Below are 26,827 nucleotides of genomic sequence, written 5' to 3'. Positions count from 1 at the left end.
GCCGGGGCTCCCCCGGTCGACGCGGTGCGACTAGCGCGCGACGCTGCCGTCGGTGTAGTCCTCGTCGGTCTGCTTCCAGGCGAAGAGCTTGCGCAGCTCGCGGCCGGTCTCCTCGATCGGGTGCTTCTCGCCCTTGGCGCGCAGCTCCTGGAACTCGGGTCCGCCCGCGTCCTGGTCGCCGATGAAGCGCTTCGCGAAGGCGCCGCTCTGGATGTCGCCGAGGACGGCCTTCATGTTCTCCTTCACGCGCGGGTCGATGACGCGCGGGCCGGAGACGTAGTCGCCGTACTCGGCGGTGTCGGAGACGCTCCAGCGCTGCTTGGCGATGCCGCCCTCCCACATGAGGTCGACGATGAGCTTGAGCTCGTGCAGCACCTCGAAGTAGGCGATCTCGGGCTGGTAGCCGGCCTCGACGAGGGTCTCGAAGCCGTACTGGACGAGCTGCGAGGTGCCGCCGCAGAGCACGGCCTGCTCGCCGAACAGGTCGGTCTCGGTCTCCTCGGTGAAGGTGGTCTTGATGACGCCGGCGCGGGTGCCGCCGATGGCCTTCGCGTAGGACTTCGCGGTCTCCCACGCGGTGCCGGTCGCGTCGTTCTCGACGGCGATGATGTCCGGGATGCCGCGGCCGGCGACGAACTCGCGGCGCACGGTGTGGCCGGGGGCCTTCGGCGCGATGAGGATGACGTCGACGCCCGCGGGCGCCTCGATGTAGCCGAAGCGGATGTTGAAGCCGTGCGCGAAGGCGAGGGTCTTGCCCTCGGTCAGCGCGGAGGCGATCTGCTCGCTGTAGATCGCGCGCTGGTGCTGGTCCGGCGCGAGGATCATGATCAGGTCGGCCCAGGCCGCGGCGTCGGCGACGCTCTTGACCTCGAAGCCGTCGTCCTCGGCCTTGGCGGTCGACTTCGACCCCTCCTTCAGCGCGATGACGACCTGGACGCCGGAGTCGCGGAGGTTCTGCGCGTGCGCGTGGCCCTGCGAGCCGTAGCCGACGATCGCGACCTTCTTGGACTGGATGATGGAGAGGTCGGCGTCGGCGTCGTAGATGAGCTCGGTCACGTGGTGAGTCCTTTTCTGTAGTGGAGAGTTCGCGGTCAGTTCTTGAAGACGCGCTCGGTGATCGACTTGGAGCCGCGCCCGATGGCGAGCAGGCCCGACTGCGCGATCTCCTTGATGCCGTAGGGCTCGATCACCCGCAGGAACGCGTTGGTCTTGCCGGTGTCGCCGGTGACCTCGATCACCAGGGCGTCCGTCGCGACGTCGACCACGCGGGCGCGGAAGAGCGTGACGGCCTCGAGCACCTGCGAGCGCGTGACGTTGTCGACGCGGACCTTGACGAGCAGGTGCTCGCGCTGGACCGACTGGTCGGTGTCGAGCTCGACGATCTTGATCACGTTAACGAGCTTGTTGAGCTGCTTCGTGACCTGCTCGAGCGGCAGGTCCTCGACGTCCACGGCGACCGTGATGCGCGAGAGCCCGGCCAGCTCAGTCGGACCGACCGCCAGCGACTCGATGTTGAAGCCGCGGCGGGCGAACAGCCCGGCGACACGGGTGAGCAGTCCCGGCTTGTCCTCGACGAGCAGGGAGAGAACGTGGTGCGTCATGCGGGTCTACTCCTCGTCGTCCCAGGTCGGGCTGTGGTCTCGGGCGTACTGGACGTAGCTGTTGGAGACGCCCTGCGGGACCATCGGCCAGACCATGGAGTCGCGGCTGACGACGAAGTCGATCACCACGGGCCGGTCGTTGGTGGCGATGGCGAGGCGGATGGCGTCGTCGATCTCCTCCGGCTTCGTGACGCGGATGCCGAGCGCGCCGTAGGCGTCGGCGAGCTTCACGAAGTCGGGCACCCGGACGGTGTCGTGACCCGTGTTGAGGTCGGTGTTGGAGTAGCGGCCCTCGTAGAACAGGGTCTGCCACTGGCGCACCATGCCGAGCGAGGAGTTGTTGATCACCGCGACCTTGATCGGGATGTCGTTGATCGTGCAGGTGGCGAGCTCCTGATTGGTCATCTGGAAGCAGCCGTCGCCGTCGATCGCCCACACGGTGCGCTCGGGCTCGCCGACCTTGGCGCCCATCGCCGCGGGCACGGAGTAGCCCATGGTGCCGGCGCCGCCGGAGTTCAGCCACGAGTTGGGGCGCTCGTACTTGATGAACTGCGCCGCCCACATCTGGTGCTGGCCGACGCCGGAGGCGAAGACGCCCTCGGGGCCGGTGATCTCGCCGATGCGCTTGATGACGTACTGCGGCGAGAGCAGGCCGTCGTTCGGCTCGGTGTAGCCGAGCGGGAACTCCGTCTGCAGGCCCTTGAGGTAGCTCCACCACTCGGAGGTGTCGGCGCGGCCGTCGGCGGAGGCCTTGGCGAACGCGTCGGTGAGGTCCGGGAGGACGTCCTTCAGGTCGCCCACGATCGGCACGTCGGCGGTGCGGATCTTGGAGATCTCGGCCGGATCGATGTCGACGTGCACGACCTTGGCGTGGGGCGCGAAGAGCGCCGCCTTGCCGGTCACGCGGTCGTCGAAGCGCGAGCCCAGCGCGAGGATCAGGTCCGCCTCCTGCAGCGCGAGCACCGCGGGGACGGTGCCGTGCATTCCGGGCATGCCCAGGTGCTGCTCGTGCGAGTCCGGGAACGCTCCGCGCGCCATCAGCGTGGTCACCACGGGAGCGCCGCAGGCCTCGGCGAACGCCTTCAGCTCGGCGGCCGCGCGGGCGCGGATGATGCCGCCACCCACGTAGAGCACCGGCTTCCGCGACTCGACCAGCAGCTGGGCCGCGGCCTGGATCTGCTTGCCGTGGGCCTTCGTGACCGGACGGTAGCCGGGCAGGTCGATCTTCGGCGGCCAGAGGAACGGCGCCTGGTCCTGCTGCGCGTCCTTCGTGATGTCGACCAGCACGGGGCCGGGGCGGCCGGTGGTGGCGATCAGCGCGGCGGAGGCGAGGGCCGAGGGGATGTCCTCGGGGCGCGTCACGAGGATGGAGTGCTTCGTGATCGGCATCGTGATGCCGACGATGTCCGCCTCCTGGAACGCGTCGGTCCCCATGAGCGTCGAGAACACCTGGCCGGTGATCGCGAGCATCGGAACCGAGTCCATGTAGGCGTCCGCGATCGCGGTGACCAGGTTGGTCGCTCCGGGGCCCGAGGTCGCGATGCAGACGCCGAGCCTGCCGGTCGCCGAGGCGTAGCCCTCGGCGGCGTGGCCGGCGCCCTGCTCGTGGCGGACCAGGATGTGCCGGATCTTCGAGGAGTCCATCAGCGGGTCGTAGACCGGGAGGATCGCGCCGCCGGGCAGGCCGAAGACGTCCTCGATCCCGAGCATCTCGAGCGAGCGGACGACCGCCTGCGCTCCGGTGAGGACCTCGGCCGCGGGGGCGGCCCCGGGAGCGTGGGCGGGTCGGGGTGGCTGGGGCGTCGGTGCGGGCTGCACGGCGGACGGATCCGGGGTCATGCGGGTGTCGATTCCTTCAGGAGGTGGTGCGGCGGCGGGCAGAGCCGGAGGCGAGTGCCAGGGAACGCGAGTGCGCGGCCGGCCGGAGCGGGCCGGGTCACCCGGTGACGGCGCCCTCGGCTGCCGAGCGGACGAGCTTGGCGTACTTGGCGAGGACACCGCGGGTGTAGCGCGGAGGGAGAGGGGCCCAGCCTTCTCGGCGGGCGGCGAGCTCGGACTCGTCGACGAGTAGGTCGATCGAGCGAGCGGCGATGTCGACCCGAATCGGGTCTCCGTCGCGAACGAATGCGATGGGACCTGCGTCCACCGATTCGGGAGCTATGTGGCCGATGCACAGGCCGGTTGTGCCGCCTGAGAATCGTCCGTCCGTCAACAGTAGTACATCTTTTCCGAGCCCGGCCCCCTTGATGGCGGCGGTGATGGCGAGCATCTCGCGCATGCCGGGGCCGCCCTTGGGGCCCTCGTAGCGGATGACCACCACGTCGCCCTTCTCGATCCGGCCCTCGGTCAGGGCGTCCATCGCGGCGCGCTCGCGCTCGAACACGCGGGCCGGACCCTCGAAGACGGAGGCGTCGAAGCCGGCGGTCTTGACGACCGCGCCCTCGGGGGCGAGCGAGCCCTTGAGGATGGTGAGCCCGCCGGTCGCGTGGATCGGGTTGTCGAGGGTGCGGATGACCTCGCCGTCCAGCGGTGCGATGTCCATCGCGGCGAGGTTCTCGGCGACCGTCCTCCCGGTGACCGTCAGGCAGTCGCCGTGGAGCAGCCCGGCGTCCAGGAGCGCCTTCATCACGGCCGGGACGCCGCCGTGGCGGTCGACGTCGTTCATGACGTACTTGCCGAAGGGCTTGAGGTCGCCGATGTGCGGGATCGTGTCGCCGATGCGGTTGAAGTCGTCGATCGTGAGGTCGACCTCGGCCTCGTTGGCTATCGCGAGCAGGTGCAGGATGACGTTGGTCGACCCGCCGAAGGCCATCGCCACCGCGATCGCGTTCTCGAACGCCTCCTTGGTGAGGATGTCGCGGGCCGTGGTGCCGTTGCGCAGCAGCTCGACGACGGCCTCGCCGGACTTGCGGGCGAAGTAGTCGCGGCGGCGGTCGGCGGCGGCGGGCGAGGCGGAGCCGGGCAGGCTCATGCCGAGCGCCTCGGCCACGCTGGCCATGGTGTTGGCGGTGTACATGCCGCCGCAGGATCCCTCGCCCGGGGCGAAGGCGCACTCGATGCGCTTGGCGTCCTCCTCGGACATGATCCCGGCCTTGACGCCGCCGACGGCCTCGAAGGAGTCGATGATCGTGATGTCCTTCTCGGTGCCGTCCGAGAGCTTGACCCAGCCCGGGGCGATCGAGCCGGCGTAGACGAACACGGCGGCGAGGTCGAGGCGGGCCGCGGCCATCAGCATGCCGGGCAGCGACTTGTCGCAGCCGGCCAGCATGACGGTGCCGTCCAGGCGCTCGGCCATCATCACGGTCTCGACGGAGTCGGCGATGACCTCGCGGGAGACGAGCGAGAAGTGCATGCCCTCGTGGCCCATCGAGATGCCGTCCGAGACGGAGATGGTGCCGAACTGGAGCGGGTAGCCGCCGCCGGAGTGCACGCCCTCCTTCGCGGAGCGCGCGAGGCGCTCGAGCGAGAGGTTGCAGGGGGTGATCTCGTTCCACGAGGACGCGATGCCGATCTGGGGCTTCTCCCAGTCGTCATCGCCCATCCCGACCGCCCGCAGCATCCCGCGCGACGTCGTGGCCTCGATGCCGTCCGTGACGGTGCGCGAGCGGGGCTTCCAATCGATTTCCGGCATGCGATGAGGCTACCGCCTCGCGCGCAGTGCCCCTGCTCGCCGGGCGGACCCGGACCGGCCCGCGCACCCGTTCCTGCCCCGGCCTCCGGCAGCGGCACCGGATGCGGACGTCCCCGCGGATCTCCGACTCGTCGCGAACGGCCGCTCCCCGCGTCGGCGGACGGCCGTCCTCGGCGAGTCGGCGATCCGGGACCCGCCTGCGCTGACCGCCGGAAGGGGGCTGCTACTCCGCGCGCAGGTCGGCCAGCAGCCGGAGCGCGTGCGCGACCTGCTCGGGGCCGCGGACCCGGTAGGAGGCCGCGGTGGTGCCCTCGCCGCTCTTGATGCCGACGTCGCCGGAGCCGAGGACCGCGAAGGCGTCCTCGTCCGTCACGTCGTCGCCCGCGTAGAGCACGGCGGTCGCGCCGGTGTAGCGGCGGAGGTGCTGCACGGCCTCGCCCTTGGTGGTCGAGCGGACCGAGAACTCCAGGACGTTCTTGCCCTCGCGGACGGTGACCCCCTGCACCTCGGCGCGCGCCTCGGAGAGGGCGACGACGTGGGCGACGCGGCTGTGGCGCTCGGTCGCGAGGCGGGTGTGCAGGGCGAAGCCGGCGGGCTTGTCCTCGATCCAGACGTTGTCGATCCCGCGGGCGATCCCCTTCAGGACGTCCTCGAGCACTCCCACCTTCTCGAGCTCGTCGTCGTCGAGCCGGACCGCGTCCTCCTCGGGGTCGAGGCGGATCTCGATGCCGTGGGAGCCGACCAGCAGCGCCTCGTCCGGCAGCTGCGAGACCTCCTCCAGGCTCCCGAGCGCCCGGCCGGAGACCAGCGCGACCCGGGTGCCGGGGAGGGCGAGGAGCCGCAGCACGGCCTCGCGCGCCTCGGGGAGCGCCCGCGCGCGGGCGGGGTCGTCGACCTCGGGCGCGAGGGTGCCGTCGAAGTCGAGGGCCACCAGGAGCCGGTCGGTCGCGGCGAGCTCCCGCAGCGCCGCCGCGAGCCGCTCGGGCACTCCCTCGCTCATCGCGCGCCGCCGTCGAGCTCGCGGTCGTCGGCGGCCTCCCGCTCGAGCTCGGCCGCCTGTCCGTGGGCCGCGTCGTCGCGGTGCTCGGCCTCCTGGCCGTGCGGCGCCTCCTGCCCGCGGGCGGCGGGCCGCACGTCGAGCTGCTGGCCGGCCGCGTGCTCCGCGAGAGCGGAGAGGAACGACTCGGACCAGCGCGCCACGTCGTTCTCGAGCACGCGGCGACGGAGCGCGCGCATGCGCCGGGTGCGCTCGACGCGCGGCATCCGCGCCGAGGCCTCCATCGCGTCCTTCAGCCCCGCGATGTCGTGCGGGTTCACCTGCACGGCCTGCTTGAGCTCGTCGGCCGCTCCGGCGAACTCGCTCAGCACGAGCACGCCGTCGTTGTCGAAGCGGGACGCGACGTACTCCTTCGCGACGAGGTTCATCCCGTCGCGCAGCGCCGTGACGAGCATGACGTCGGCGGCGAGGTAGAGCGCCACCATCTCCTCGCGCGGGTAGCCGTGGTGGAGGTAGCTGATCGCCGGGTGCCCGAGCGTGCTGTAGTCGCCGTTGATCCGGCCGACCTGCAGCTCGATGTCGTCGCGCAGCTGCCGGTAGGTGTCCACGCGCTCGCGGCTCGGGCTCGCGACCTGGACCAGCACCGCGTCCTCGGAGGTGAGGCGGCCGTCCGCCAGGAGCTCGCCGAAGGCCTTCAGGCGGTGGCCGATCCCCTTGGTGTAGTCGAGCCGGTCGACGCCGAGCATGATCGTCGCGGGGTTGCCCAGCTCGGCGCGGATCTCGGCGGCGCGGGCCTGGATCTCGGGGGTGCGCGCCATCGCCTCGAACGACGCGGAGTCGATCGAGATCGGGAAGTGCCGGGCGACGACCGGGCGCACGCTCGCCCCGCGCCGCGAGCGGTTGACGCGGCGGGTGCCGCCGACGGCCTCCTCCTCGACCGGGACCTCGACGACCGTGCTGCGGGTGTCGTAGCCCAGCAGGCGCCGGACCGCGCGGAGGAAGCTGCCCGCGTCTCCCTGGCGCTGGAAGCCGATCACGTCGGCGCCGAGCAGGCCCTCGACGATCTGCCGGCGCCACGGGAGCTGCGCGAAGATCCCGTAGGGCGGGAACGGGATGTGGTTGAAGAAGCCGATCGTGACGTCGGGCCGGAGCTCCCGCAGCATCTTGGGCACGAGCTGGAGCTGGTAGTCCTGGACCCAGACCACGCCGTCCTCCTCCGTCACGGCCGCGGCCGCCTCGGCGAAGCGCTGGTTGACCCGCACGTAGGCGTCCCACCAGTCGCGGTGGTAGGTCGGGGGCGCGATCACGTCGTGGTACAGCGGCCAGAGCGTGTCGTTCGAGAAGCCCTCGTAGTAGTCCTCGAGCTCCTGCGCGCTGAGGGCGACGGGGACGATCTGCACGCCGTTGTCGACGAACGGGGCGACCTCCTCATCGGCCACGCCGGGCCAGCCGACCCAGGCGCCCTCGTTCGCGCGCATCACCGGCTCGAGCGCGGTGACCAGCCCGCCGGGCGAGGTCTTCCAGGACGCGGTGCCGTCCTCGGCCACGACGCGGTCCACCGGGAGGCGGTTCGAGACGACCACGAACGCGTTGCGCTCTGTCCCTCCCGAGGTCCCGGCGTCGGTCCTGTCAGCGGCGGAGGAGGCGGAGGCGGAGTGCGGAGGAATGGTGGTCCCTTTTCGTCGGTCGAGCCGTCGTCGTGCCCGTCGAGGCTATCAGCCGGCCCCGCACGGGGGACGGCGGGTCAGCCCTGCACGAGGGCGAGGGCGAGCGTCGCTCCGCCCACCGTCGGGACGACCGCGACGAGTCCGAGGAGCGCGTACTGGCGCCACGAGACGTGCACGCCCAGCGCGGTCAGCCTCTGGTGCCAGAGCAGGGTGGCGAGCGAGGCCCACGGGGTGATCAGCGGTCCGGCGTTCACGCCGATCAGCAGGGCGATCAGTCGGAGCGGATCCGCCGCGACGGGCTCGAGGGCGAGGTAGGCGGGCAGGTTGTCGACCAGGTTGGAGGCGACCGCGCCGGAGCCAGCGAGGCGCAGCAGGTCGAGCGTCCCGCTCCCCTCCCCCGCGACCACGGCGAGCGCCGCGCCCAGCCCGAGCTGGTGCGCCGCCTCCATCGCCACGAAGAGGCCCGACGCGAACACGACGAGCTGCCACGGCAGGAGGGCGGGCGTGAGCGCCGCGGGACGGCGCACCGCGAAGAGGACGATCAGCGCGACCGCGGCGACCGTCGCCGGGATCCACACCTCGAGGCCCGAGACGAGCGCCGGCAGGAGCAGCGCCACGACGGTCCCCGCGCCGATGAGCAGCACCCGGTCCTCCACCGGCGTCCGCTCCCCCGGGGTGTAGCGCCCGGCCAGCTCGCGCCGGTAGCGGATCGCGAGGATCAGCACGGGCACGACGGCCGCGACGAGCGCGGGCACCGCGGTCAGCGCGGCGAAGGCGAAGGGGCCCTCGACCCCCAGGCGCCGCTGCGCGAGCAGGTTGGTGAGGTTCGAGACGGGGAGGAGGAGGGAGGCGCAGTTCGCCAGCCAGACCGTGGCCATCGCGAACGGCAGGGGCGGGACGCGCACGTGCGCCGCGAGCAGGACCACGACCGGGGTCAGGAGCACGGCGGTCGTGTCGAGCGAGAGGAACACCGTGCTGACGACGGCCATCGCCACCACCAGCAGCCAGAGCACCGCGGTCCGCCCGCGGCCCCACTCGGCGGAGCGCTCGGCGACCACGGTGAAGACGCCGGCCTCGGAGGCCAGCTCGGCGACCACGGTCACCGCGACCACGAAGCCGAGGATCGGCGCCGTCCGCTCGACCAGCTCGCCCAGCGCGTCCATCGGGAGGACCCCCGTGACGACGGCCACCGCCCCGACGACGAGCAGCACCGCCCCGATCACAGCCGTGCGCATGTCGTTCCCGTTCTCCTCGGTGTGCCCCGGCTCGAGGATTCGGGTCCCGGCGGCGGTCCACCGTAGCGGGACAACCCCTCGGTGCTGTCAAGCGTTCCTCTGAGAGCTTTCGCACCCGCTAGCGTCGGGGTGAACACGGGAGGCACACGCATGCGCAAGTTCATCCTCAACTCCAGCGTCATCAGCGCGATCGTCGGCGGCTGGTCGATCCTGCAGACCACGCGCAAGGGCCCGCGCGACTGGCGCCTGGCCCTCCAGTGGGTCAGCTGGGCCATCTCGGTCACCGTCGCCCTGGGCTCCGTGTCCTACGACTCGAAGGAGATCGTCAAGGAGGAGCGCGGCAGGAAGCGCGACCGCTAGGCCCTCCTGACGCGCCGCCTCCCCGCGGGGCGGCGTGTCAGCCGGTCTCCCGACCCGGTGGCGGCGACACTGTTCCCAGTCGCTGCCGGCACGGGAAACGGGGTTCGTCATGAGGTTTCGTCTGAGGCGTCGCAAGGCGGCCCCCGAGGTCGTCGAGGCGGCCCCCGTCCTCACGCAGGACGAGCTCTTCGCCGTCGTCCACGAGCGGCTCGCGGCCTTCGTCGGATCCGAGGGCGCCTGGGTCGTCACGCGCCGCAGCCACGACGACCGCGACCCGATCTTCCACGGGATGCTCGCGCGCTCCCTCGCCCACGAGCTCTCCGCCGCCATCCAGGAGGAGCAGCTCCGCGCCGGCGCCGAGCGGACGTCGTCCCCGGTCACCGAGGCGATCCCCGTGATGCGCGCCTCCACTCCCCCGGTGGAGCCGGCCGCCCTCACCTGGGAGCCGAAGCCGATCGCCGTCTGGGCGGAGCCGGCCCCCGCCGACGTCGCCGTCGACACCCCCGTCGCGACCCGCTCCTGACCCGAGCGGTCGGCCGGCGGGCTCGCCCTCCGGCCGACCCGACGAGCGACGTCGCGCTTCCCGCTGATCGAGGAGGCGGCGCAGCCGCCGCCTCGAGATCCCCCGCGGCCGCCCCTCCCCCGGCCGCCCGTCAGAGCGTCGGCCAGCTCCCGGGTCCCTCGCTGCCCGCCGGGTACTCGTCGAGCGGCACCCGGTCCGCGTGCCAGGCGTCGATCGCGGGCTGCACGATGCGCCAGCACTCCTCGGCGGCGTCTCCGCGGACCGAGAGCGACGGGTCGTCGTCGAGGATCCCCGAGATGACCTCGCCGTACGCCAGCAGCTCGCCCGCACCGAAGGTCGCCTCCAGCGAGGCGCGCTCGAGCGTGTACGGGTCGCCGGGGCCGTTGATGTTCAGCTCGAGCGACATCTGGTCGGGCGCGAGGAACAGCCGCAGCACGGACGGCGCCTCGGTGCCGACGAAGCCGCGGGGCAGGTGCGGCACCGGCTTGAAGCGGATGACCACTTCGCGCCGCCGCTCCCCGAGCGCCTTGCCGGAGCGGAGGGTGAACGGCACGCCGGCCCAGCGCCAGGTGTCGATCTCGACGACCAGCTCGGCCAGCGTCTCGGTCCGGCGAGCGGCGTCCACGCCCTTCTCATCCGCGTAGGCGGGCAGCTCGCGTCCGTCGATCGTCCCCGCCGTGTAGCGGGCGCGGCGCGAGCTCGCGGCGGGGTCGTCGCCGTGCAGGCGGGTGGCGCGCAGGACGATCGACTTCGCGTCCCGGAGGTCGGCCGCGTCGAGCGAGGACGGCGGCTCCATCGCGATCACCGCGAGGACCTGCAGCAGGTGGCTCTGGATCATGTCGGTCAGCGCGCCCGCGCCGTCGTAGTAGCTCGCCCGCCCCTCGAGGGCCAGCTGCTCGTCGTAGACGATCTCGACGCTCTCGATGTGCTCGGCCGACCACAGCGGCTCGAGGATCCGGTTCGCGAAGCGCAGGCCGAGCACGTTCATCACGGTCGCGCGGCCGAGGAAGTGGTCGACGCGGTGGATGCGGTCCTCGGGGACCAGCGCGGCGAGGCGCTGGTTGAGGGCGTGCGCGCTCGCCTCGTCGGTCCCGAACGGCTTCTCCAGCGCCAGCACGGTGCCCTCCGGCAGGTCGTGGGCGGCGAGCGCCTCGCAGGCCTTCGCCGCGATCGCCGGCGGGAGGGCGAAGTAGACCGCCACCGGACCGGCGCAGCTCGCGAGCAGTGCGGCGAGCGCCTCCGGATCGGTGACGTCGACCTGCTGGTAGCGCGTGCCGGAGGTGAGCGCGTCCACGCCCTCGCCCTGCGCCTCGACGGTGGCGAAGGAGGCGGTCAGCACCTCGTGCCAGTGCTCCTGGGTCCAGTCCTCGCGTCCCGCGCCGACGAGGTGGACCCGCCGGTCGGTCTCGCGGGTCAGCAGTTGGCCGACGGCGGGGAGGAGGAGCCGCGAGGACAGGTCCCCCGTCGCTCCGAGGATGAGCAGGGTCGAGACGGTCTGTGCCATGCGGCTCACCCTACGGCGGCGCTGAAGAGCCCCGCTCCGCCTTGACTGGGAGGCCACAGCCGCACCTGAGAGGATCGCCGCATGGTCTCCCCGATCGAGGACTACGCCGTCCTCTCCGACTGCCGCACGGCCGCTCTCGTCTCCCGCGACGGGGGGATCGACTGGCTGTGCCTGCCGCGCTTCGACTCCGCCTCCGTCTTCGGCGCCCTCCTCGGCGGCGACGACCAGGGGCGCTGGTCGCTCCGGCCGGTGGACGGGGAGGCGACGAGCGAGCGCCACTACCTCGGCGACACGCTCGCGCTGGTCACCCGGTGGACGACGCCCACCGGCGTCGTCGAGGTGGTCGACGTGATGCCGCTGCGCGACGAGCGCGCCGAGCTGGTGCGCCGGGTGCGCGGAGTGTCGGGGACCGTCCGGATGCGGCAGGAGCTGCGCATCCGCTTCGACTACGCCCGCACCATGCCGTGGGTGCGGCAGGAGGGGACGGACGAGGATCCGCTGCTCGTCGCCGTCGCCGGGCCCGACGCGGTCGTGGTGCGCGGAGTGCGGTTGAAGGCCGTCGACCACGCCCACGCGGCGGAGTTCGACGTCGACGCGGACGCGGTCGTCGACCTCTCGATGGCGTGGTTCCCCTCGCACCAGCGGGCGCCGAAGCGCCTCGACGTCGACCGCGCGCTGGAGCGCACGCTCTCCTGGTGGTCCGAGTGGGCGTCGGCGATCGACTACGACGGGCCGCACCGCGACGCCGTCGTCCGCTCGCTGCTCACCCTCCGCGCCCTGACCGACGACGAGACCGGCGGCATCGTCGCGGCGGCGACCACCTCGCTCCCGGAGCAGTTCGGCGGCGCCCGCAACTGGGACTACCGCTACGTCTGGCTCCGCGACGCCTCGCTCACCCTGCAGGCCCTGCTCGCGCACGGGTTCGAGCAGGAGGCGCAGAAGTGGCGGGCCTGGCTGCTCCGCGCGGTCGCGGGCGCGCCGGAGGACGTGCAGATCATGTACGGCCTCGCCGGCGAGCGCGACCTGCCCGAGCGGGAGATGCCGAGCCTGCCCGGCTACGACGGCGCCTCCCCCGTGCGGATCGGGAACGCCGCCGTCGACCAGTACCAGGCGGACGTGATCGGCGAGGTGATGGTCGCTCTGCACGAGGCCCGCGTGGCCGGAGTGGACGAGACGGAGTTCTCCTGGCCGCTCCAGCGCGCGCTCCTGGGCTTCGTCGAGACCAACTGGCAGCGGCCGGACAACGGCATCTGGGAGATCCGGGGCGAGCCGCGGCACTTCACGCACTCGCGGGTCATGATCTGGGCCGCGCTCGATCGGGGCGTCCGCGCCGTGCGCGAGACCGGCCTGCCCGGTCCGGTCGAGACCTGGGAGCGCCTCCGCGACGAGGTGCGCGCCGAGATCGAGGCCCAGGGCTTCGACGCCGAGCGCGGCCACTTCGTGCAGTCCTACGGCTCGCCCGAGGTCGACGCGTCGCTCCTCGTGCTGCCGATGGTCGGCTTCGTCCCCGCCGACGACCCGCGGATGCTGGGCACCGTCGCCGAGCTGGAGCGCGTGCTCCTGCAGGACGGCCTGCTGCACCGCTATCGGACCGAGTCCTCGGTCGACGGCCTCGCCGGCGGCGAGCACCCGTTCCTCGCCTGCTCCTTCTGGCTCGTCCGGCAGTACGCCGACTCCGGCCGGATCGACGACGCGCGGACCCTGATGGACCGGCTCGTCGGGCTCTGCAACGACGTGGGGCTCCTCTCGGAGGAGTACGACGTCGAGGGCCGCCGGCACGCGGGGAACACTCCCCAGGCCCTCTCCCACCTCGCCCTGGTGCAGGCGGCCGACGCGATCGCGGCAGCCCGATGAGGCGCCGCCGCGTCGTTGTCGCGAGCGTCGGCGGAGTCCTCGGAGTCGCGGTCCTCGGCTTCCGCACCTGGAGCTCGATCGTCAGCGGCCCCGACGAGGACGCCCTCGCCCGCGTGCGCGCCGATCCGGCGATCGCGGTCGAGCGCACGGACGACGCGCTCGTGATGACGCCGACCTCGACCGGCGAGCTGGCCGGCACGGGCCTGGTCTTCATCCCCGGAGCGAAGGTCGACGCCTCCTCCTACGAGGCGACCCTGGCTCCGCTGGTCGAGGCCGGGGCGACCGTCGTGATCACGCGGCCGATCCTGCACCTGGCCTTCTTCGATCTCCGCTCGCTCGAGACCTTCACCAGCCAGGCCGAGGGCGTCGACCGCTGGCTCGTCGGCGGCCACTCCCTCGGCGGCGTGAAGGCCTGCCAGTGGGCCGAGGACCCGGCGGTGGCGGGCCTGGTGCTGCTCGGCAGCTACTGCGCGAACGACCTCTCGGGCTCCGGGCTCCCCGTCCTCAGTGTCAGCGGATCGGAGGACGGGCTCAGCACGCCGGAGAAGGTCGCCGACGCGAGCGTCCGGCTGCCCTCCTCCGCCGACCTCGTCGAGATCGACGGCGCCAACCACGCCGACTTCGGCTGGTACGGGCCGCAGGCGGGCGACGGCGAGGCGACCATCAGCCACGAGGAGGCGGACGCCCGCATCGCCGAGGCCCTCCTGGGCTTCAGCCGCGAGGTCGGCTGAGTCGCCCGCTCCCGCTTGACCTCGAGCGCACTCGAAGTCGTAGGTTGACGCCATGTCCACCGCCACCGCCGCCCCGGCCGAGCCGGAGGTGCTGTCGATCTCGCAGGTCGCCGCCGTCACCGGTCTCACCGTGCACACCCTGCGCTACTACGAGCGCGCCGGGCTCATGCTCGACCCGGTCGAGCGCGCCTCGTCGCAGCACCGCCGCTACCGGCCGGCCGACGTCGGCTGGGTCGACTTCCTCACCAAGCTCCGCGCGACCGGGATGCCGATCGCGAGGATCCGCGAGTACGCCCGGCTCCTCCGGATCGGGCCCGCCACTGAGCCGGAGCGCCTCGCGCTGCTCCGGACGCACCGCGAGGAGGTCGAGGCGCAGCTCGCCCGGACACACGCCAGCCTCGCCGCGATCGACATCAAGATCGCGGCGTACCAGGAGAGGACCACCCACGGATGAAGACGATCACCCTCGGATCCGACGTCGCCGCTCTCGAGGTCTCGCGCCTCGGTCTCGGCGCGATGGGCATGTCGGCGTTCTACACCGGCGCCGGCACCGACGACGCGGAGTCGATCCGCACCGTGCACCGCGCCCTCGAGCTCGGCGTCACGTTCCTCGACACCGCCGAGATCTACGGCCCGTACACCAACGAGGAGCTGCTCGGCCGCGCGCTGGCAGGCCGCCGCGACGAGGTGGTGCTGGCGAGCAAGTTCGGCATGATCCGCCACCGCGGCGACGGGGGCCGCGGACTCGACGGCTCCCCGGAGAACCTGCGGCTCGCCGTCGAGGGCTCGCTCGCGCGCCTCGGCACCGACCGCATCGACCTCTACTACCAGCACCGCATGGACCCGGGCGTCCCGGTCGAGGAGACCGCCGGGGCCTTCGCGGAGCTGATCCAGGAGGGCAAGCTCCGCGGCTACGGCCTCTCGGAGGCGGCGCCAGCGACGATCCGGCGCGCTCACGCCGTGCACCCGGTCACCGCTGTGCAGTCCGAGTACTCGCTCTGGACCCGCGACCCCGAGGCGGAGGTGCTGCCGGTCCTCCGCGAGCTCGGCATCGGCTTCGTCCCGTACTCGCCGCTGGGCCGCGGCTTCCTCACGGGCAGCATCCGCTCGGTCGCCGAGCTGGGCAGCGACGACTTCCGCCGCGACAACCCCCGCTTCGCCGACGGAGCGCTGGAGGCGAACCTCCGCATCGTGGAGGCCGTCGACCGGGTGGCGGCAGAGGCGGACGCGACGGCCGCGCAGGTGGCGCTCGCCTGGCTGCTCGCCCAGGGCGAGGACATCGCTCCGATCCCGGGCACCAAGCGCGTCTCGCGCATCGAGGAGAACGCGGCCGCGGACGCCCTCGTGCTGACCGCGGAGCAGCTCGACGTCCTCGGCGCGCTCGAGGCCCCCGTCGGCGACCGCTACGCCGACATGAGCTCTGTGAACCGCTGACCGCCCTGCGGGACGCCGCTCGCCGCGCGCACCCCGGGCGCGGCCGTGGGAGCGGCGTCCTCGCAGGAGTCAGTCCCGCGGCGGCAGCTCCCGCTTCGGGGTGTCCCGCTTCGGGGTGTCCCGCAGGTCGATGAGACCTGTGAACATCGCCCCCCGCTCGTTCGAGCGCTCGTCGCCCGAGAACAGGTTGTCCGGGGCGGAGGACCCGTGCCGGCGCGGGGTCACGGCGGGAGCGGGCTCCCGCTCCATCTCGACGCGCTGACGCGGCAGGGCGACGGGGTCGTTCTCGTGCAGCCACGAGACGAGCCGCTCGCGCACGTAGCAGCGCAGGTCGAAGAGCGTCGGCGCGTCCTTCGCGGTGACGAGCACCCGAATCCGGACGAAGCCGCCCGTCGCGTCGGTCACCTGCAGGACACTGGTGCGCCGGTCCCAGAGGTCCGTCTCCTCGAGCATGCGGTGCAGCTCGTCGCGCATCTGCTCGGGGCTCACCCGCCAGTCCAGGTCGAGCTCGACGGCGCCGAGCAGCTCGGACCCGGTGCGGGTCCAGTTCTGGAACGGCTGGGTCGTGAAGTAGTTCGTGGGCAGCACCAGGCGGCGGTCGTCCCAGAGGTGGACGACGACGTAGGTCAGCGTGATCTCCTCGATCCGCCCCCACTCGGTCTCGACGATCACCACGTCGTCCAGGCGGATGGCGTCGCTGAAGGCGAGCTGCATCCCGGCGAAGATGTTCGTGAGGCTCGACTGCGCGGCCAGGCCCGCCACGATCGAGAGCACGCCGGCCGAGGCCAGGAGGCTCGCACCGGCCGTGCGGGCCTCGGGGAAGGTCAGCAGCGAGGCGCCGATCGCGATGACCACGACGGCAGCCACGGCGACCCTCCGGATGATCGTCATCTGCGTGCGGAGGCGGCGTGCCCGGCGGTTGTCGGCCGTGTCGGTCCGGTAGCGCTCGGCGCCCAGGTCCTCGAGGAACACGAACAGGGATCCGATCACCCACGCCGCCGCGCCGATCGTGGCGATCTGGAACACCCGCTGCACGAGACCCGGCCAGGGGTCGCCCGACACGGTGGCGGCGAGCGCGGCCCAGACCGCGATGGTCATCAGCAGCACGCGGAACGGGATGCGCAGACGCCGGATCAGCAGGCGCGCCCAGGTCTTGCGCTTGCCGACCGAGCGCAGCACGAGGGCGACGACGGCGGTCGCGACCACGGCGATCACGACCGCGATCACCACGGCGAGCGCGATCGAGCCGATCACGGGGAGGACGTCTTCGGGCACATCGGTCCTTTCTGGAGGGGAAACGGAAGCGAACGGAGATCCTGCCACGCGAACGGGGGTCGGTCCGCATTCTGCGCCGGACACCGTGCGGATGCTCAGGCGCCTGTTAACGTCGGCGGACGGAGACGTCGACCCGGCCTGGAGCACCGTCGCCCGGGCCTTCACGCGGACGGGCATCACCCTGAGCCTGACCGCCGCCGCCGCCGATCAGGCCCGGGCCTCGGACGCGCTCGACATCGGGATCGGCTCCACGAGCGTCGGCTTCCGCGGAGTCCTGCCGCCTTTCGACCCGTCGACCGCCGCACCCTCCAGCGAGTGAGCACGGGCCGGCGCTCCCCCTGCGGGCGCTCGGAGGAGGTCGGGAACGGACACGGACCGGGAACGACGAAGCCCCGCACCTCACGAGGAGGTGCGGGGCTGGTGGTGCACCCCCTCGGACTTGAACCGAGAACCCACTGATTAAGAGTCAGTTGCTCTGCCGATTGAGCTAGAGGTGCGTTCCGGCCGGCTGATCGTGCGTGCCGAACCGAGGGATCACACTACCAGCGTCTCCCCCCGTCTCGTCAAATCGAGTGCGACGGAAAGCCCGCGGCAGCGATCGGAGGCTCCGCGGGACCCACCGGTATCGTGGTCGCGTGACCCCGCAGAGCAGTGACCAGAGCTTCGACGACGACCTCCGACTCGCCCTCCGCCTGGCGGACGCGGCCGATGCGATCTCGCGGGAGCGGTTCGGCGCGCTCGACCTCGTCGTGGACACGAAGCTCGACCGCACCCCGGTCACCGACGCCGACCGCGCCGTCGAGGAGGCGATCCGCGCGTTGCTCGCCGCCGAGCGTCCGGACGACGCGATCCTCGGCGAGGAGTTCGGCACCTCGGGCGAGGCCTCGCGGCAGTGGATCCTCGACCCGATCGACGGCACCGCCCACTTCCTCCGCGGCGTCCCGATCTGGGCGACCCTGATCGCGCTCGCGGTCGACGGCGTCCCCGTCGTCGGAGTCGTCTCCGCTCCCGCTCTCGGCACGCGCTGGTGGGCGGCCGAGGGCTCCGGCGCCTGGGCCGTCGAGCTGGAGGCCGGAACCGAGCCGCGACCGCTGCGCGTCTCGGGGATCGACACGCTCGCCTCGGCGACCTTCAGCTACAACAGCATCCAGCAGTGGAAGGGTGCGGGCCGTCTCCCGCAGCTGCTCGAGCTCGCCGGCGCCGTCTGGCGCGACCGGGCGTACGGGGACGCGTGGCCCTACATGCTCGTCGCCGAGGGCCTCCTCGACGGTGCGGGCGAGTTCGACGTGAAGCCCTACGACCTGGCCGCCCTGGTGCCGATCGTGCAGGAGGCGGGCGGCCGCTTCACCTCCGCCGACGGGGAGGACGGGCCGTGGCACGGCAGCGCCGTCGCCACCAACGGCCTGCTGCACGACGAGGTGCTCGCGATCGTGGCGCCGCGATGAGGAGCCGGACGGCCGCGCTCGCCTCGGCGGCGCTCCTCCTGCTCCTCTCGGGCTGCTCCTCCGTCGTCGGGCCGGACGGCCCGGAGGCCGTGCGTGACGAGGGCGGCACGGTGGCGACCGCCGGCGTCACCGACGTGTTCTCGCTGCGGCGCGGCGACTGCCTGGCCGACCCGGGCGACGACCGCATCGCCGACGTGGACGTCGTTCCCTGCGCCGAGGAGCACGAACTGGAGGTCTTCCACACGTTCGCGCAGCCCGGAGACCGCTACACCAGCCGCAACACGCTGCTCGCCCAGGCCGAGGCGGGCTGCGAGCCGGAGTTCGGCGCCGTGATGGGGATCGCCTACGGCGACTCCGCCCTCGAGTACCGCTCGCTCGTCCCCTCCGAGGTCGGCTGGCGCCACGGGGACCGCACGATCGTCTGCGCGGTCCTCGATCCGGCCGACGACTCCACCACCGGCAGCCTCTTCGGCTCCGCTCGCTGACCACGGCTCCGATCGACCCCCGTTCGGCTCATTGACACGTGCTCCGTCGGAGCGCAGGGTGAAGGGACGACCGGCAGGCGCGAGGGGGCGCGGAGACCGGCGGCTCAGGAGTCGACATGCAGGACCGGCACGATCAGGAACCCCCCGAGCGCTCGCGCACGGCCGAGCAGCACTGGGGACCGGCGGACAGCCTGTTCCCGAGGCTCCACCGGCAGAGCTCCCTGCTCGCCGCGGCGGAGGCGGTCGCGCAGGTCGACGGGCCCGGCCCGGGCGACGTCTGGTCGCGGCTCCTGCACGACTACGCCCACGCCTCCGACCGCGTCGTCTCGGTGGACGGCGACGCCGAGGCCGCCACGCTCGGCTGGCTGAAGCCGCGTGGTGTGGTCTCGCTGCTGGTCACCGAGCGGTGCGACGACGACGCCGCCGCCGAGCACCTGGTGGCCGCGCTCGCCGCGATGAACGCCGTGACCCTCTCCGTGCACGAGGCGCGAGCAGTACGCCTCCGTCCTCTGCTGGAGGTGCTGCACCGGCTCCTGCCCGATGCGTTCGCCGAGCTGCCGGTGGACCGCAGCGCCCACTACCCGGCCGGCACCACCGTCGCCGTGCTGGCGCCCGGCATGCTCTACCGGGACTGGGCCCCGCCGCAGGCTCTCGCCGGCCCGGCGCACGACGACGACGACCGGCTGGCGATGCTCACCCTCTACGGGCGGATCAGACAGCTCGACGTGCGACCGTCGTGAGGGCGGCGGAGCGGAGCTCCCAGTGTGCGACGACGACCGGTGGTGGAGATGGGGGGAATCGAACCCCCGTCCATCGCTGTGATTCTGCGCCTTCTACGGGTGTAGCCGATGAGAGCGTTCTGCTCGGCCCCGATCGTTACCATCGGCGCATCGGTCGACGGGCCCAGCCCGAGTGCAAGTCCCGCGTCGCCCTCAGGCGTAACGACGCAGCAAGTCCTCTAGATGACGCCAGGATCCGGGGCGAGGACGCACCCACGGGCTGACGGACTATCTACTCTGGCTTAGGCAGCGAGAGCGAAGTCGGTGCGCTTCTGTTCGGCACCTGTGTTTTCCAGGGATCGTTGACGAGATGACCCTGGATCCTCGACCCGCTTCTCGCAGTTTCGCAGGCAATGTCGAAACCGATCATCCCCGCGAGCACTCGACGGCCCGGAGGCCGCTGGAGTGGGTCGTTCGTCGCACACTGTGGAGTTACGGGTCCTAGTCTACCTCAGCTCCGCGGGCGGTCACCCGGCGGCGGCGCAGATCGAGCAGACCCAGCACGAGCGCGAGCGCGATCAGCCCGAGGGTGACGAAGTAGCCGTTGCGGAAGGCGTCGTGGTAGCGGTCCAGCCCCTCCGCCATCCCCTGCTCGCTCGCCAGCGTCGCGAAGAAGACGGCGGAGGCGCAGGCGGTGCCGACCGCGGTGCCCACGCGCTGGCCGAGCTGGCCCACGGAGCCCGCCACGCCGCCCTGCGCCGGCGGGATCTCGGCGAGGGTGAGCGTCTGGTTCGGCGACACGACGAAGCCGCCGCCGGCCCCGGCGACGAGCATCGCGGCACCCATGCCGTAGGCCGCGGTCTCGGCCGGGAGGAGCTCGGCGGCGAGCAGCACGAGCGTGAAGCCGATGACCACGAGCACGATGCCGAGCACCACCAGTGCGCGGCCGTAGCGCTGCACGAGCTTGCCGCCGTACCAGGCTGTCACCGCCGAGGTCAGCGCGAACGGGATGCTCACCATGCCGGCGAACACCGGCTCGAGGCCGAGCCCCTGCTGGAGGAAGAGCGTGGTGAGGAGGAAGGTCGCCGGGATCGCGGCGAAGTAGGAGGTCGCGACCAGGATGCCGTTGCGGTAGGAGCTGGTCCGGAAGATGCGGAAGTCGATGACGGGCGTCCGCCCCGACGCGGCGTAGTGCGCCTCCCAGCGCACGAAGACGGCGGCGGCGGCCGCGGCGAGGACCAGCCAGAACCAGCGGTAGGGCGAGTCCGAGGAGGAGCCCGTGGTCAGCAGGAACGGCAGCATGAACGCGAAGATCGCGACCGCCAGCAGGAGCAGGCCGACCGGGTCGAGGGACCGGTCTCCCTCGGGCCGCGAGCGCTTCTTCGGGATGAGCTTCCAGGCGAAGACCAGCGCGGCGACGCCAAGCGGGATGTTCATCCAGAACAGCAGGCGCCAGCCGTCCTGCTCGCCGCCGATCGCGATCAGGAGGCCGCCGAGGGTCGGGCCGAAGGCGGTCGACAGGCCGATGGTCGCGCCGAAGACCCCGAAGGCCCGGGCCCGCTCGGCGCCGGTGAACATCTGCTGCACCAGCCCGAGGACCTGGGGCATCTGGATGCCCGCGGCGACGCCCTGCAGGAAGCGCGCGACGACGAGCAGCTCGATCGACGGCGCGAGCGCGCAGAGCAGGCTCGTCACCGTGAACGCGGTCAGCCCGATGAGGAACAGCAGGCGGCGCGAGCGGATGTCGCCCAGCCGACCGGCCGGCACGAGCGCCAGTCCGAAGGCGAGCGCGTAGCCCGCGACGATCAGCTGCAGCTGGCTCGCGTCCGCTCCGAGCGAGCGCTCGATCGACGGCAGGCCGACGTTGACCTTCGAGAGGTCGAGGATCGTGATGGCCGCGACTCCGACGCTCACCGCGAAGGCGCGCCACCGCGTCTTCTCGTCGGCGGCGCTCAGGGCGGCGGGGGCGCTGTTCTCGGGGGAGGTCACGCGCCCCAGTCTCCCAAAGCACGGGGCGCGAAGAAGAGGCTTGCGCGGCACCCGTCGGACAGTGCCCGCCGGGGCCTACTCGCCGAGGCGGCGGCGGGTCGACATCGCACGGTCCGCCTCGCGGCGGTCCTGGCGCTCTCGGAGGACCTGGCGCTTGTCGTAGTCCTTCTTGCCCTTGGCCACGGCAAGCTCGACCTTGGCCTTGCCGTCGCTGAAGTACAGCGAGAGCGGGATCAGCGTGTACCCGCCCTCCTTCACCTTGTTGTGGATCTTGAGGATCTGCGCCTTGTGCAGCAGCAGCTTGCGCTTGCGGCGCGGCGGGTGGTTCGTCCAGGTGCCCTGGGCCCACTCGTTGATGTGGACGGCGTCGAGCCACGCCTCTCCCCCGTCGACGAACGCGTAGCCGTCGACCAGCGAGGCTCGGCCTGCCCGGAGGGACTTCACCTCGGTGCCGGTGAGCACGAGGCCCGCCTCGTAGGTGTCCTCGATGAGGTAGTCGTGGCGCGCCTTGCGGTTGGTCGCGACGACCTTCTGTCCCTGTTCTCTGGGCACGGCTGCTCCTCGGGTCGCGAGCGGATGAAGGGGGCGGGCATCGTCGGGGCGATGCACCGGTGGGCCGCCCCGAACGAGACAGCCCACCAGTATACGTCCGGTCCGGGATCAGACCCGCAGGTACCGCGCGATCGCGACGTTCGCCGAGACGGCGGCCAGGACGATGCCGACCACGATCAGGATCGGCACGACGATCAGAGCGTCGTCGAGTCCCACGAAGGAGGTCAGCGGGATCCGGTACGCCAGGAACCCCTGCACGAAGACCTGCACGATGGCGACCACCGCGACTCCCGCGAGGATCGAGCCGACCAGCGCGGCGAAGACCCCCTCGAGGATGAACGGGGTCTGGATGAACCGGTTCGAGGCCCCCACGAGCCGCATGATGCCCAGCTCCCGTCTCCGCGAGAACGCCGAGAGGCGGATCGTGGTGGCGATGAGCAGCACGGCCGCGACGAGCATCAGGACGGCGATGCCGATCGCTGTGTAGCTCGCCGCGTTGAGGATCGAGAAGATCTGGTCGAGGTACTGCCGCTGGTCGGTGACGCTCTCGACTCCCGAGACGCTCGACAGGCTCTCCACGATGACGTCCGACTGGGTCGGGTCCTTCAGATTAATCCAGAAGGTCTGGTTGAGCAGGTCGGGAGTGACGTACTCGGCGACCGGGTTGCCCGCGAACTGCTCCTGGAAGTTCGCGTAGGCCTGGTCGTGGTCCTCGAAGTAGGAGCGGTCGATGTACGGCGCGAGCGTGGCGCCCTCGAGCTGGCCCTGCACCGCGTCGATCTGCTCGGCGGTGGCGTCGGAGCCGCTGCAGTTCGAGCCGCCGGAGGTGGCGGTGCACATGTACACCGCGACCTGCGCCTTGTCGTACCAGAAGTTCTTCATCTGGCCGATCTGCATCTGGAGCAGGATCGCCGTGCCGACGAAGGTGAGGGAGATGAAGGTCACCAGGATCACCGAGACGACCATGGAGACGTTGCGCCGGAGGCCGCTGGCGACCTCCGACCAGATCAGTGCGAATCTCACTTGACGGGTCCTACGTTCTGCTGGTCGTCGCCGGTCTCGTCGCCCTCGCCCGCGTGGGCGCGGAGGCCGAGGCGCGCGGCGAGCGACTCCTCGGGCAGGGCGCCGGTGTCGGCGGGGAGGAAGATCGGACCGGTCTGGCTCTGCAGCTCGACGACGCGCGGGGCGGCGGCGGGCTCGGCGGCCGGCTCCGGCTCGCGCTCCGGCTCGACGGCGGCGGAGCGGCGGCCCTCGGGGACGCGGGGCTGGGCGGCGGTCTGCGAGAGGCGGGCCGGCTCGGGCGGCGGGGCCGGGGCCTCCTGGCGCAGGTCGATCTCGGGGACCTCGGCGGGCGCGAGCTCGCTGTCGATGATCGCCGGGGGCGCGGGCTGCTCGGCGACCGCGTGGTCGTCGGCCGCCACGACCACGACGCCGTCGTGGACGACGGTGATGCTCTCGGTCTGGCCGTAGCCGCCCTGGCTCTCGTCGCGGACGATGCTGCCGGCCGAGAGCTCGATGACGCGGCGCTTCATCTGGTCGACGATGCCGGCCTCGTGGGTCGCCATGATCACGGTCGTGCCGCCCGCGTTGATCCGCTCGAGCAGCGCCATGATGCCGGCGCTCGTGGTCGGGTCGAGGTTGCCCGTGGGCTCGTCGGCCAGCAGGACGGCCGGCTTGTTGACGACGGCGCGGGCGATCGCGACGCGCTGCTGCTCGCCGCCGGAGAGCTCGTGGGGCAGGCGCGACGCCTTGCCCGCGAGGCCCACCATCTTGAGCGTGTCCGGGACGGCCTCCTGGATGTAGCCCTTCGACTTGCCGATCACCTGGAGGCTGAACGCGACGTTGTCGAAGACCGACTTGTTCGGCAGCAGCCGGAAGTCCTGGAACACGACGCCCATGTTGCGGCGGAAGTACGGGACCTTGCGGCTCGAGATCTTGCCGAGGTTCTGCCCGAGCACGTGGATCGACCCGGAGGAGGGGCGCTCCTCCTTGAGGATCAGGCGGAGGCAGCTCGACTTGCCGGAGCCGGAGGCGCCGACGAGGAAGACGAACTCGCCCCGGAGGATCTCGAGATCGATGGCGTTGAGGGCGGGTCTCGTGCCGCCCCGATACTGCTTGGAGACGTTGTCGAAGCGAATCATGTCGGTACGAGGGTAAGCGACGATCCCGAAGAGTCCGCCGAGGGGGCGCGCGGCGCGTCGGTGGGGACGCGCCCGCGCCGCGCTAGGAGGACTTCCGCCAGCGGATCCCGGCGGCGATGAAGCCGTCCAGGTCGCCGTCGAACACGTGCGAGGGGTTGCCGACCTCGTGGTCGGTGCGCAGGTCCTTCACCATCTGGTACGGAGCGAGGACGTAGCTGCGCATCTGGTCGCCCCAGCTCGCGGTGATGGTGCCGGCGAGCTCCTTCTTGGTGGCCGCCTCCTGCTCCTTCTGCAGCAGCAGGAGCCGCGACTGGAGCACGCGCATCGCCGCGGCGCGGTTCTGGATCTGGCTCTTCTCGTTCTGCATCGACACGACGGTGCCGGTGGGCAGGTGGGTGAGGCGCACCGCGGAGTCGGTGGTGTTCACCGACTGGCCGCCGGGGCCGGAGGAGCGGAAGACGTCCACGCGGATGTCGTTGTCCGGGATCTCGATCGCCCCGGCCTCCTCCATCAGCGGGATGACCTCGACCGCGGCGAAGGAGGTCTGGCGCTTGCCCGCGGCGCCGAAGGGGCTCATCCGCACGAGGCGGTGGGTGCCGGCCTCGACCGAGAGCGTGCCGAAGGCGTAGGGGGCGTCGATCTGGAAGGTGGCCGACTTGATGCCCGCCTCCTCCGCGTAGCTGGCGTCCATGACGGTCGCCGCGTACTTGTGCTTCTCGGCCCAGCGGAGGTACATGCGCATGAGCATCTCGGCGAAGTCGGAGGCGTCGACGCCGCCCGCTCCCGCGCGGATGGTGACCACGGCGGGTCGGTCGTCGTACTCGCCGTCGAGCAGGGTCTGCACCTCGAGCTCGCCCATGACCTTCTGGAGGGAGGAGAGCTCGGCGATCGCCTCCTGCTCGGACTCGGCGTCCTCGGCCTCGTTCGCCATCTCGACGAGCACCTCGAGGTCGTCCAGGCGCCGGTCGATCGCGGTGATCCGCGCGAGCTCGGACTGGCGGTGGCTGAGGGCGCTGGTCACCTTCTGCGCGTTGGCCGTGTCGTCCCACAGGTCGGGGGCGCCGGCCTGCTCGCTGAGCTCGGCGATCTTCGAGCGGAGACCTTCCACGTCGATGACGGCGCGGATGTCGGCGAAGGTGGAGCGGAGAGCAGTGATCTGCTCGGTGAAGTCGTTGTCCAGCATGGTGCGTCCAGACTACCGGGGGCCGGGGGCCGCCCTCCGGCCCGGGCGTACCCTGGGGACGGTGACCAGCACCGCTCCGCGCCCCTTCCCCGTCGGGCCGCTGCTGCTGTCGACCTTCCTCCCCACCCTCCTCTTCTCCATCGGCGAGGGGGCGATCATCCCCCTCCTGCCGGCCGCGGCCGGCGACCTCGGCGCGACGCTGGCCCTGGCGGGCCTCGTGGCGGGGATGATCATGATCGGCGAGCTGGCGGGCGACATCCCCAGCGGCTGGATCGTCTCGCGGATCGGCGAGCGCGGCGCCATGCTCGGAGCCTCGGCCGCGTCGATCCTCGGGCTCGTGGTGTGCCTGCTCTCGACGTCGTGGGTCGGGCTGACGATCGGCGTCTTCGTGATCGGCCTCGCGACCGCGGTCTTCGCGCTGGCGCGCCACGCGTTCATGACGTCGTTCGTCCCGATCACGCATCGCGCCCGCGCGCTCAGCGCCCTCGCCGGGGCGTTCCGCGCCGGCTGGCTGATCGGCCCGTTCCTGGCGGCCGGGGTGGTGCACCTCACCGGCTCCGTCGAGTCCGTCTTCTGGGTGCACATCGTCTGCTGCGTGGCGGCGGTCGTGGTCCTGCTGCTCGTGCCCGACCCCGCGACGGTGCTGCGGCGGGCGCAGGCCGCGGCCGACCGCGCCGCTCCGGAGGACGTGGTCGCCGCGGAGGCGTCGGCGACCGTCCCGGAGTCGCCGCAGTCGCTGCTCGGGACGCTGCGCGAGCACCGCGGGGTCCTCGCTCGGATGGGGACCGGCGCCGCCGTGATCGGGGCGCTGCGGGCGAGCCGGACGCTGATCCTCCCCCTCTGGGCGGTGAGCATCGGGCTCGCCGAGACCGACACCGCGATCATCATCGGCATCGCCGGCGCGCTCGACTTCGCCCTCTTCTACGCCGGCGGCCAGCTGATGGACCGCTTCGGCCGGGGCGCCACCGCGATCCCCTCGATGATCGGCCTCGGGCTCGGCCACCTCGCCCTCGCCGCCTCGGTGCTCGCCCTCGATCCGGTGCCCTGGTTCGTCGCCGTGGCCTGCGTGCTCGCGGCCGCGAACGGCATCGGCTCCGGGATCCTGATGACCATCGGCGCCGATCTCGCGCCCCCCGCCGATCCGGCCCCGTTCCTCGGCGCGTTCCGCTTCACCGGCGACGCGGGCAACGCCGCCGCCCCGATCGTCGTGTCGGCGCTCACCGCCCTGATCTCCCTCCCCTTCGCCGCCGTCGTGATGGGGGTGCTCGGTCTGGGCGGAGCGGGGGCGCTCGCCCGCTGGATCCCGCGGTACCTCCCCCGGGCGGCCTCCCGCGGCTGAGGCGCGGGGCCCTCCTCCTACACTGGAGCCCGCACGCGGGAGTGGTGGAATGGCAGACACGCAGGATTTAGGTTCCTGTGCCGAGAGGCGTGAGGGTTCGAGTCCCTCCTTCCGCACGGGATCGGCCGGTACGCTGAGCGCGCTCGCGTGACCGCCGACCGG

General features: G+C 72.0%; 25 protein-coding genes, 2 tRNA genes and 1 other RNA gene. 12 read left to right on the top strand and 16 right to left on the bottom strand.

Annotated elements, in window-relative coordinates; translation table 11 throughout:
* Window positions 1-30: 30 nt before the first annotated feature.
* The 7 genes from ilvC to C5C99_RS04615 all read right to left on the bottom strand — a co-directional run bounded on the left by ilvC (window position 31) and on the right by C5C99_RS04615 (window position 9,131).
* Window positions 31-1,056 (bottom strand): ketol-acid reductoisomerase, encoded by a 1,026-nt coding sequence (ilvC, locus tag C5C99_RS04645; protein ID WP_104223539.1) that lies wholly within the window; start codon window positions 1,054-1,056, stop codon window positions 31-33.
* 35 nt (window positions 1,057-1,091) lie between these two features.
* Window positions 1,092-1,601 carry an acetolactate synthase small subunit gene (gene ilvN, locus C5C99_RS04640; protein WP_104223540.1) on the bottom strand — a complete coding sequence of 170 codons (510 nt, stop codon included), beginning with the start codon at window positions 1,599-1,601 and terminating at the stop codon, window positions 1,092-1,094.
* Window positions 1,602-1,607: 6 nt separating this feature from the next.
* Window positions 1,608-3,440, bottom strand: coding sequence for an acetolactate synthase large subunit (locus C5C99_RS04635; protein WP_104226247.1), 1,833 nt, complete (start codon window positions 3,438-3,440; stop codon window positions 1,608-1,610).
* Window positions 3,441-3,537: 97 nt separating this feature from the next.
* A complete protein-coding gene (gene ilvD / locus C5C99_RS04630) occupies window positions 3,538-5,232 on the bottom strand; it encodes a dihydroxy-acid dehydratase (RefSeq protein WP_104233215.1) in 1,695 nt (564 codons plus the stop codon).
* Between the two features lie 223 nt (window positions 5,233-5,455).
* Complete coding sequence (otsB, locus tag C5C99_RS04625; protein ID WP_104250141.1) at window positions 5,456-6,232, bottom strand: trehalose-phosphatase; 777 nt, start codon at window positions 6,230-6,232, stop codon at window positions 5,456-5,458.
* Complete coding sequence (locus C5C99_RS04620; RefSeq protein WP_104339673.1) at window positions 6,229-7,812, bottom strand: trehalose-6-phosphate synthase; 1,584 nt, start codon at window positions 7,810-7,812, stop codon at window positions 6,229-6,231. Before C5C99_RS04620 ends, otsB begins: the two co-directional genes overlap by 4 nt.
* A 161-nt stretch (window positions 7,813-7,973) precedes the next feature.
* The gene (locus tag C5C99_RS04615) at window positions 7,974-9,131 is read right to left on the bottom strand and encodes an SLC13 family permease (protein ID WP_104339672.1); all 1,158 of its coding nucleotides are present in this window, start codon (window positions 9,129-9,131) and stop codon (window positions 7,974-7,976) included.
* Window positions 9,132-9,281: 150 nt separating this feature from the next.
* On the opposite strand from C5C99_RS04615, the gene C5C99_RS04610 reads away from it, so the two are divergent.
* Both C5C99_RS04610 and C5C99_RS04605 read left to right on the top strand, forming a co-directional pair.
* On the top strand, window positions 9,282-9,491 hold the full coding sequence (locus C5C99_RS04610) for a hypothetical protein (RefSeq protein WP_104226242.1): 210 nt from the start codon (window positions 9,282-9,284) through the stop codon (window positions 9,489-9,491).
* A 109-nt stretch (window positions 9,492-9,600) separates the two neighbouring features.
* Entirely contained in the window at window positions 9,601-10,014 is a 414-nt protein-coding gene (locus C5C99_RS04605; RefSeq protein WP_104233213.1) for a hypothetical protein, read from the top strand.
* Window positions 10,015-10,144: 130 nt separating this feature from the next.
* Here the strand turns inward: C5C99_RS04605 and C5C99_RS04600 are convergent, their stop codons facing one another.
* Entirely contained in the window at window positions 10,145-11,518 is a 1,374-nt protein-coding gene (locus C5C99_RS04600; protein ID WP_181074538.1) for a glucose-6-phosphate dehydrogenase, read from the bottom strand.
* Window positions 11,519-11,599: 81 nt separating this feature from the next.
* Between C5C99_RS04600 and C5C99_RS04595 the strand changes: the two genes are divergently transcribed.
* From C5C99_RS04595 to C5C99_RS04580, 4 genes are read left to right on the top strand one after another with little or no spacing between them, the layout of a single operon-like run.
* Window positions 11,600-13,372, top strand: a complete 1,773-nt coding sequence (locus C5C99_RS04595) for a glycoside hydrolase family 15 protein (RefSeq protein WP_104339670.1) — start codon at window positions 11,600-11,602, stop codon at window positions 13,370-13,372.
* Complete coding sequence (locus tag C5C99_RS04590; protein WP_104339669.1) at window positions 13,369-14,103, top strand: alpha/beta hydrolase; 735 nt, start codon at window positions 13,369-13,371, stop codon at window positions 14,101-14,103. Before C5C99_RS04595 ends, C5C99_RS04590 begins: the two co-directional genes overlap by 4 nt.
* A gap of 52 nt (window positions 14,104-14,155) precedes the next feature.
* Window positions 14,156-14,557, top strand: a complete 402-nt coding sequence (locus C5C99_RS04585; protein WP_104339668.1) for a MerR family transcriptional regulator — start codon at window positions 14,156-14,158, stop codon at window positions 14,555-14,557.
* Window positions 14,554-15,537, top strand: a complete 984-nt coding sequence (locus tag C5C99_RS04580) for an aldo/keto reductase (RefSeq protein ID WP_104226238.1) — start codon at window positions 14,554-14,556, stop codon at window positions 15,535-15,537. Before C5C99_RS04585 ends, C5C99_RS04580 begins: the two co-directional genes overlap by 4 nt.
* 69 nt (window positions 15,538-15,606) lie before the next feature.
* Here C5C99_RS04580 and C5C99_RS04575 read toward each other — a convergent pair whose 3' ends face one another.
* Window positions 15,607-16,812: a mechanosensitive ion channel family protein gene (locus tag C5C99_RS04575; protein ID WP_258059390.1), complete on the bottom strand. Its 1,206-nt coding sequence runs from the start codon at window positions 16,810-16,812 to the stop codon at window positions 15,607-15,609.
* A 91-nt stretch (window positions 16,813-16,903) separates the two neighbouring features.
* On the opposite strand from C5C99_RS04575, the gene C5C99_RS17025 reads away from it, so the two are divergent.
* Window positions 16,904-17,131, top strand: coding sequence for a hypothetical protein (locus C5C99_RS17025; protein WP_181074543.1), 228 nt, complete (start codon window positions 16,904-16,906; stop codon window positions 17,129-17,131).
* Between the two features lie 102 nt (window positions 17,132-17,233).
* On the opposite strand, the gene C5C99_RS04570 is transcribed toward C5C99_RS17025, so the two are convergent.
* A tRNA-Lys gene (locus C5C99_RS04570) sits at window positions 17,234-17,309 on the bottom strand.
* A gap of 138 nt (window positions 17,310-17,447) precedes the next feature.
* Between C5C99_RS04570 and C5C99_RS04565 the strand changes: the two genes are divergently transcribed.
* The 3 genes from C5C99_RS04565 (at window position 17,448) to C5C99_RS04555 (ending at window position 19,482) form a co-directional block, all read left to right on the top strand.
* Window positions 17,448-18,257: an inositol monophosphatase family protein gene (locus C5C99_RS04565; protein WP_104339666.1), complete on the top strand. Its 810-nt coding sequence runs from the start codon at window positions 17,448-17,450 to the stop codon at window positions 18,255-18,257.
* Window positions 18,254-18,742, top strand: a complete 489-nt coding sequence (locus tag C5C99_RS04560; protein ID WP_104233204.1) for a septum formation family protein — start codon at window positions 18,254-18,256, stop codon at window positions 18,740-18,742. Before C5C99_RS04565 ends, C5C99_RS04560 begins: the two co-directional genes overlap by 4 nt.
* A gap of 116 nt (window positions 18,743-18,858) precedes the next feature.
* Window positions 18,859-19,482, top strand: a complete 624-nt coding sequence (locus C5C99_RS04555; protein ID WP_104339665.1) for a hypothetical protein — start codon at window positions 18,859-18,861, stop codon at window positions 19,480-19,482.
* A 40-nt stretch (window positions 19,483-19,522) separates the two neighbouring features.
* On the opposite strand, the gene ssrA is transcribed toward C5C99_RS04555, so the two are convergent.
* The 6 genes from ssrA to prfB form a co-directional block, all read right to left on the bottom strand.
* Window positions 19,523-19,895, bottom strand: a transfer-messenger RNA (tmRNA) gene (ssrA, locus tag C5C99_RS04550).
* 67 nt (window positions 19,896-19,962) lie between these two features.
* Complete coding sequence (locus tag C5C99_RS04545) at window positions 19,963-21,450, bottom strand: MFS transporter (protein ID WP_104223557.1); 1,488 nt, start codon at window positions 21,448-21,450, stop codon at window positions 19,963-19,965.
* Window positions 21,451-21,525: 75 nt separating this feature from the next.
* Window positions 21,526-22,002, bottom strand: a complete 477-nt coding sequence (gene smpB / locus C5C99_RS04540) for an SsrA-binding protein SmpB (RefSeq protein WP_104223558.1) — start codon at window positions 22,000-22,002, stop codon at window positions 21,526-21,528.
* A gap of 108 nt (window positions 22,003-22,110) precedes the next feature.
* Window positions 22,111-23,025: a permease-like cell division protein FtsX gene (ftsX, locus tag C5C99_RS04535; RefSeq protein ID WP_104223559.1), complete on the bottom strand. Its 915-nt coding sequence runs from the start codon at window positions 23,023-23,025 to the stop codon at window positions 22,111-22,113.
* Complete coding sequence (gene ftsE / locus C5C99_RS04530; RefSeq protein ID WP_104233202.1) at window positions 23,022-24,143, bottom strand: cell division ATP-binding protein FtsE; 1,122 nt, start codon at window positions 24,141-24,143, stop codon at window positions 23,022-23,024. Before ftsE ends, ftsX begins: the two co-directional genes overlap by 4 nt.
* Before the next feature lie 82 nt (window positions 24,144-24,225).
* Window positions 24,226-25,326 (bottom strand): peptide chain release factor 2, encoded by a 1,101-nt coding sequence (prfB, locus tag C5C99_RS04525; protein ID WP_104223561.1) that lies wholly within the window; start codon window positions 25,324-25,326, stop codon window positions 24,226-24,228.
* A gap of 61 nt (window positions 25,327-25,387) precedes the next feature.
* Between prfB and C5C99_RS04520 the strand changes: the two genes are divergently transcribed.
* Window positions 25,388-26,665, top strand: a complete 1,278-nt coding sequence (locus tag C5C99_RS04520; RefSeq protein WP_258059482.1) for an MFS transporter — start codon at window positions 25,388-25,390, stop codon at window positions 26,663-26,665.
* A gap of 35 nt (window positions 26,666-26,700) precedes the next feature.
* Window positions 26,701-26,781 (top strand) — tRNA-Leu (locus C5C99_RS04515).
* Window positions 26,782-26,827 lie beyond the last annotated feature (46 nt).

Source organism: Rathayibacter sp. AY1C4, from assembly GCF_002932195.1.
Taxonomy (GTDB): domain Bacteria; phylum Actinomycetota; class Actinomycetes; order Actinomycetales; family Microbacteriaceae; genus Rathayibacter.
The sequence above is the reverse complement of the archived record's forward strand: the minus strand, read 5'-3'. Positions and strand labels throughout refer to the sequence as shown.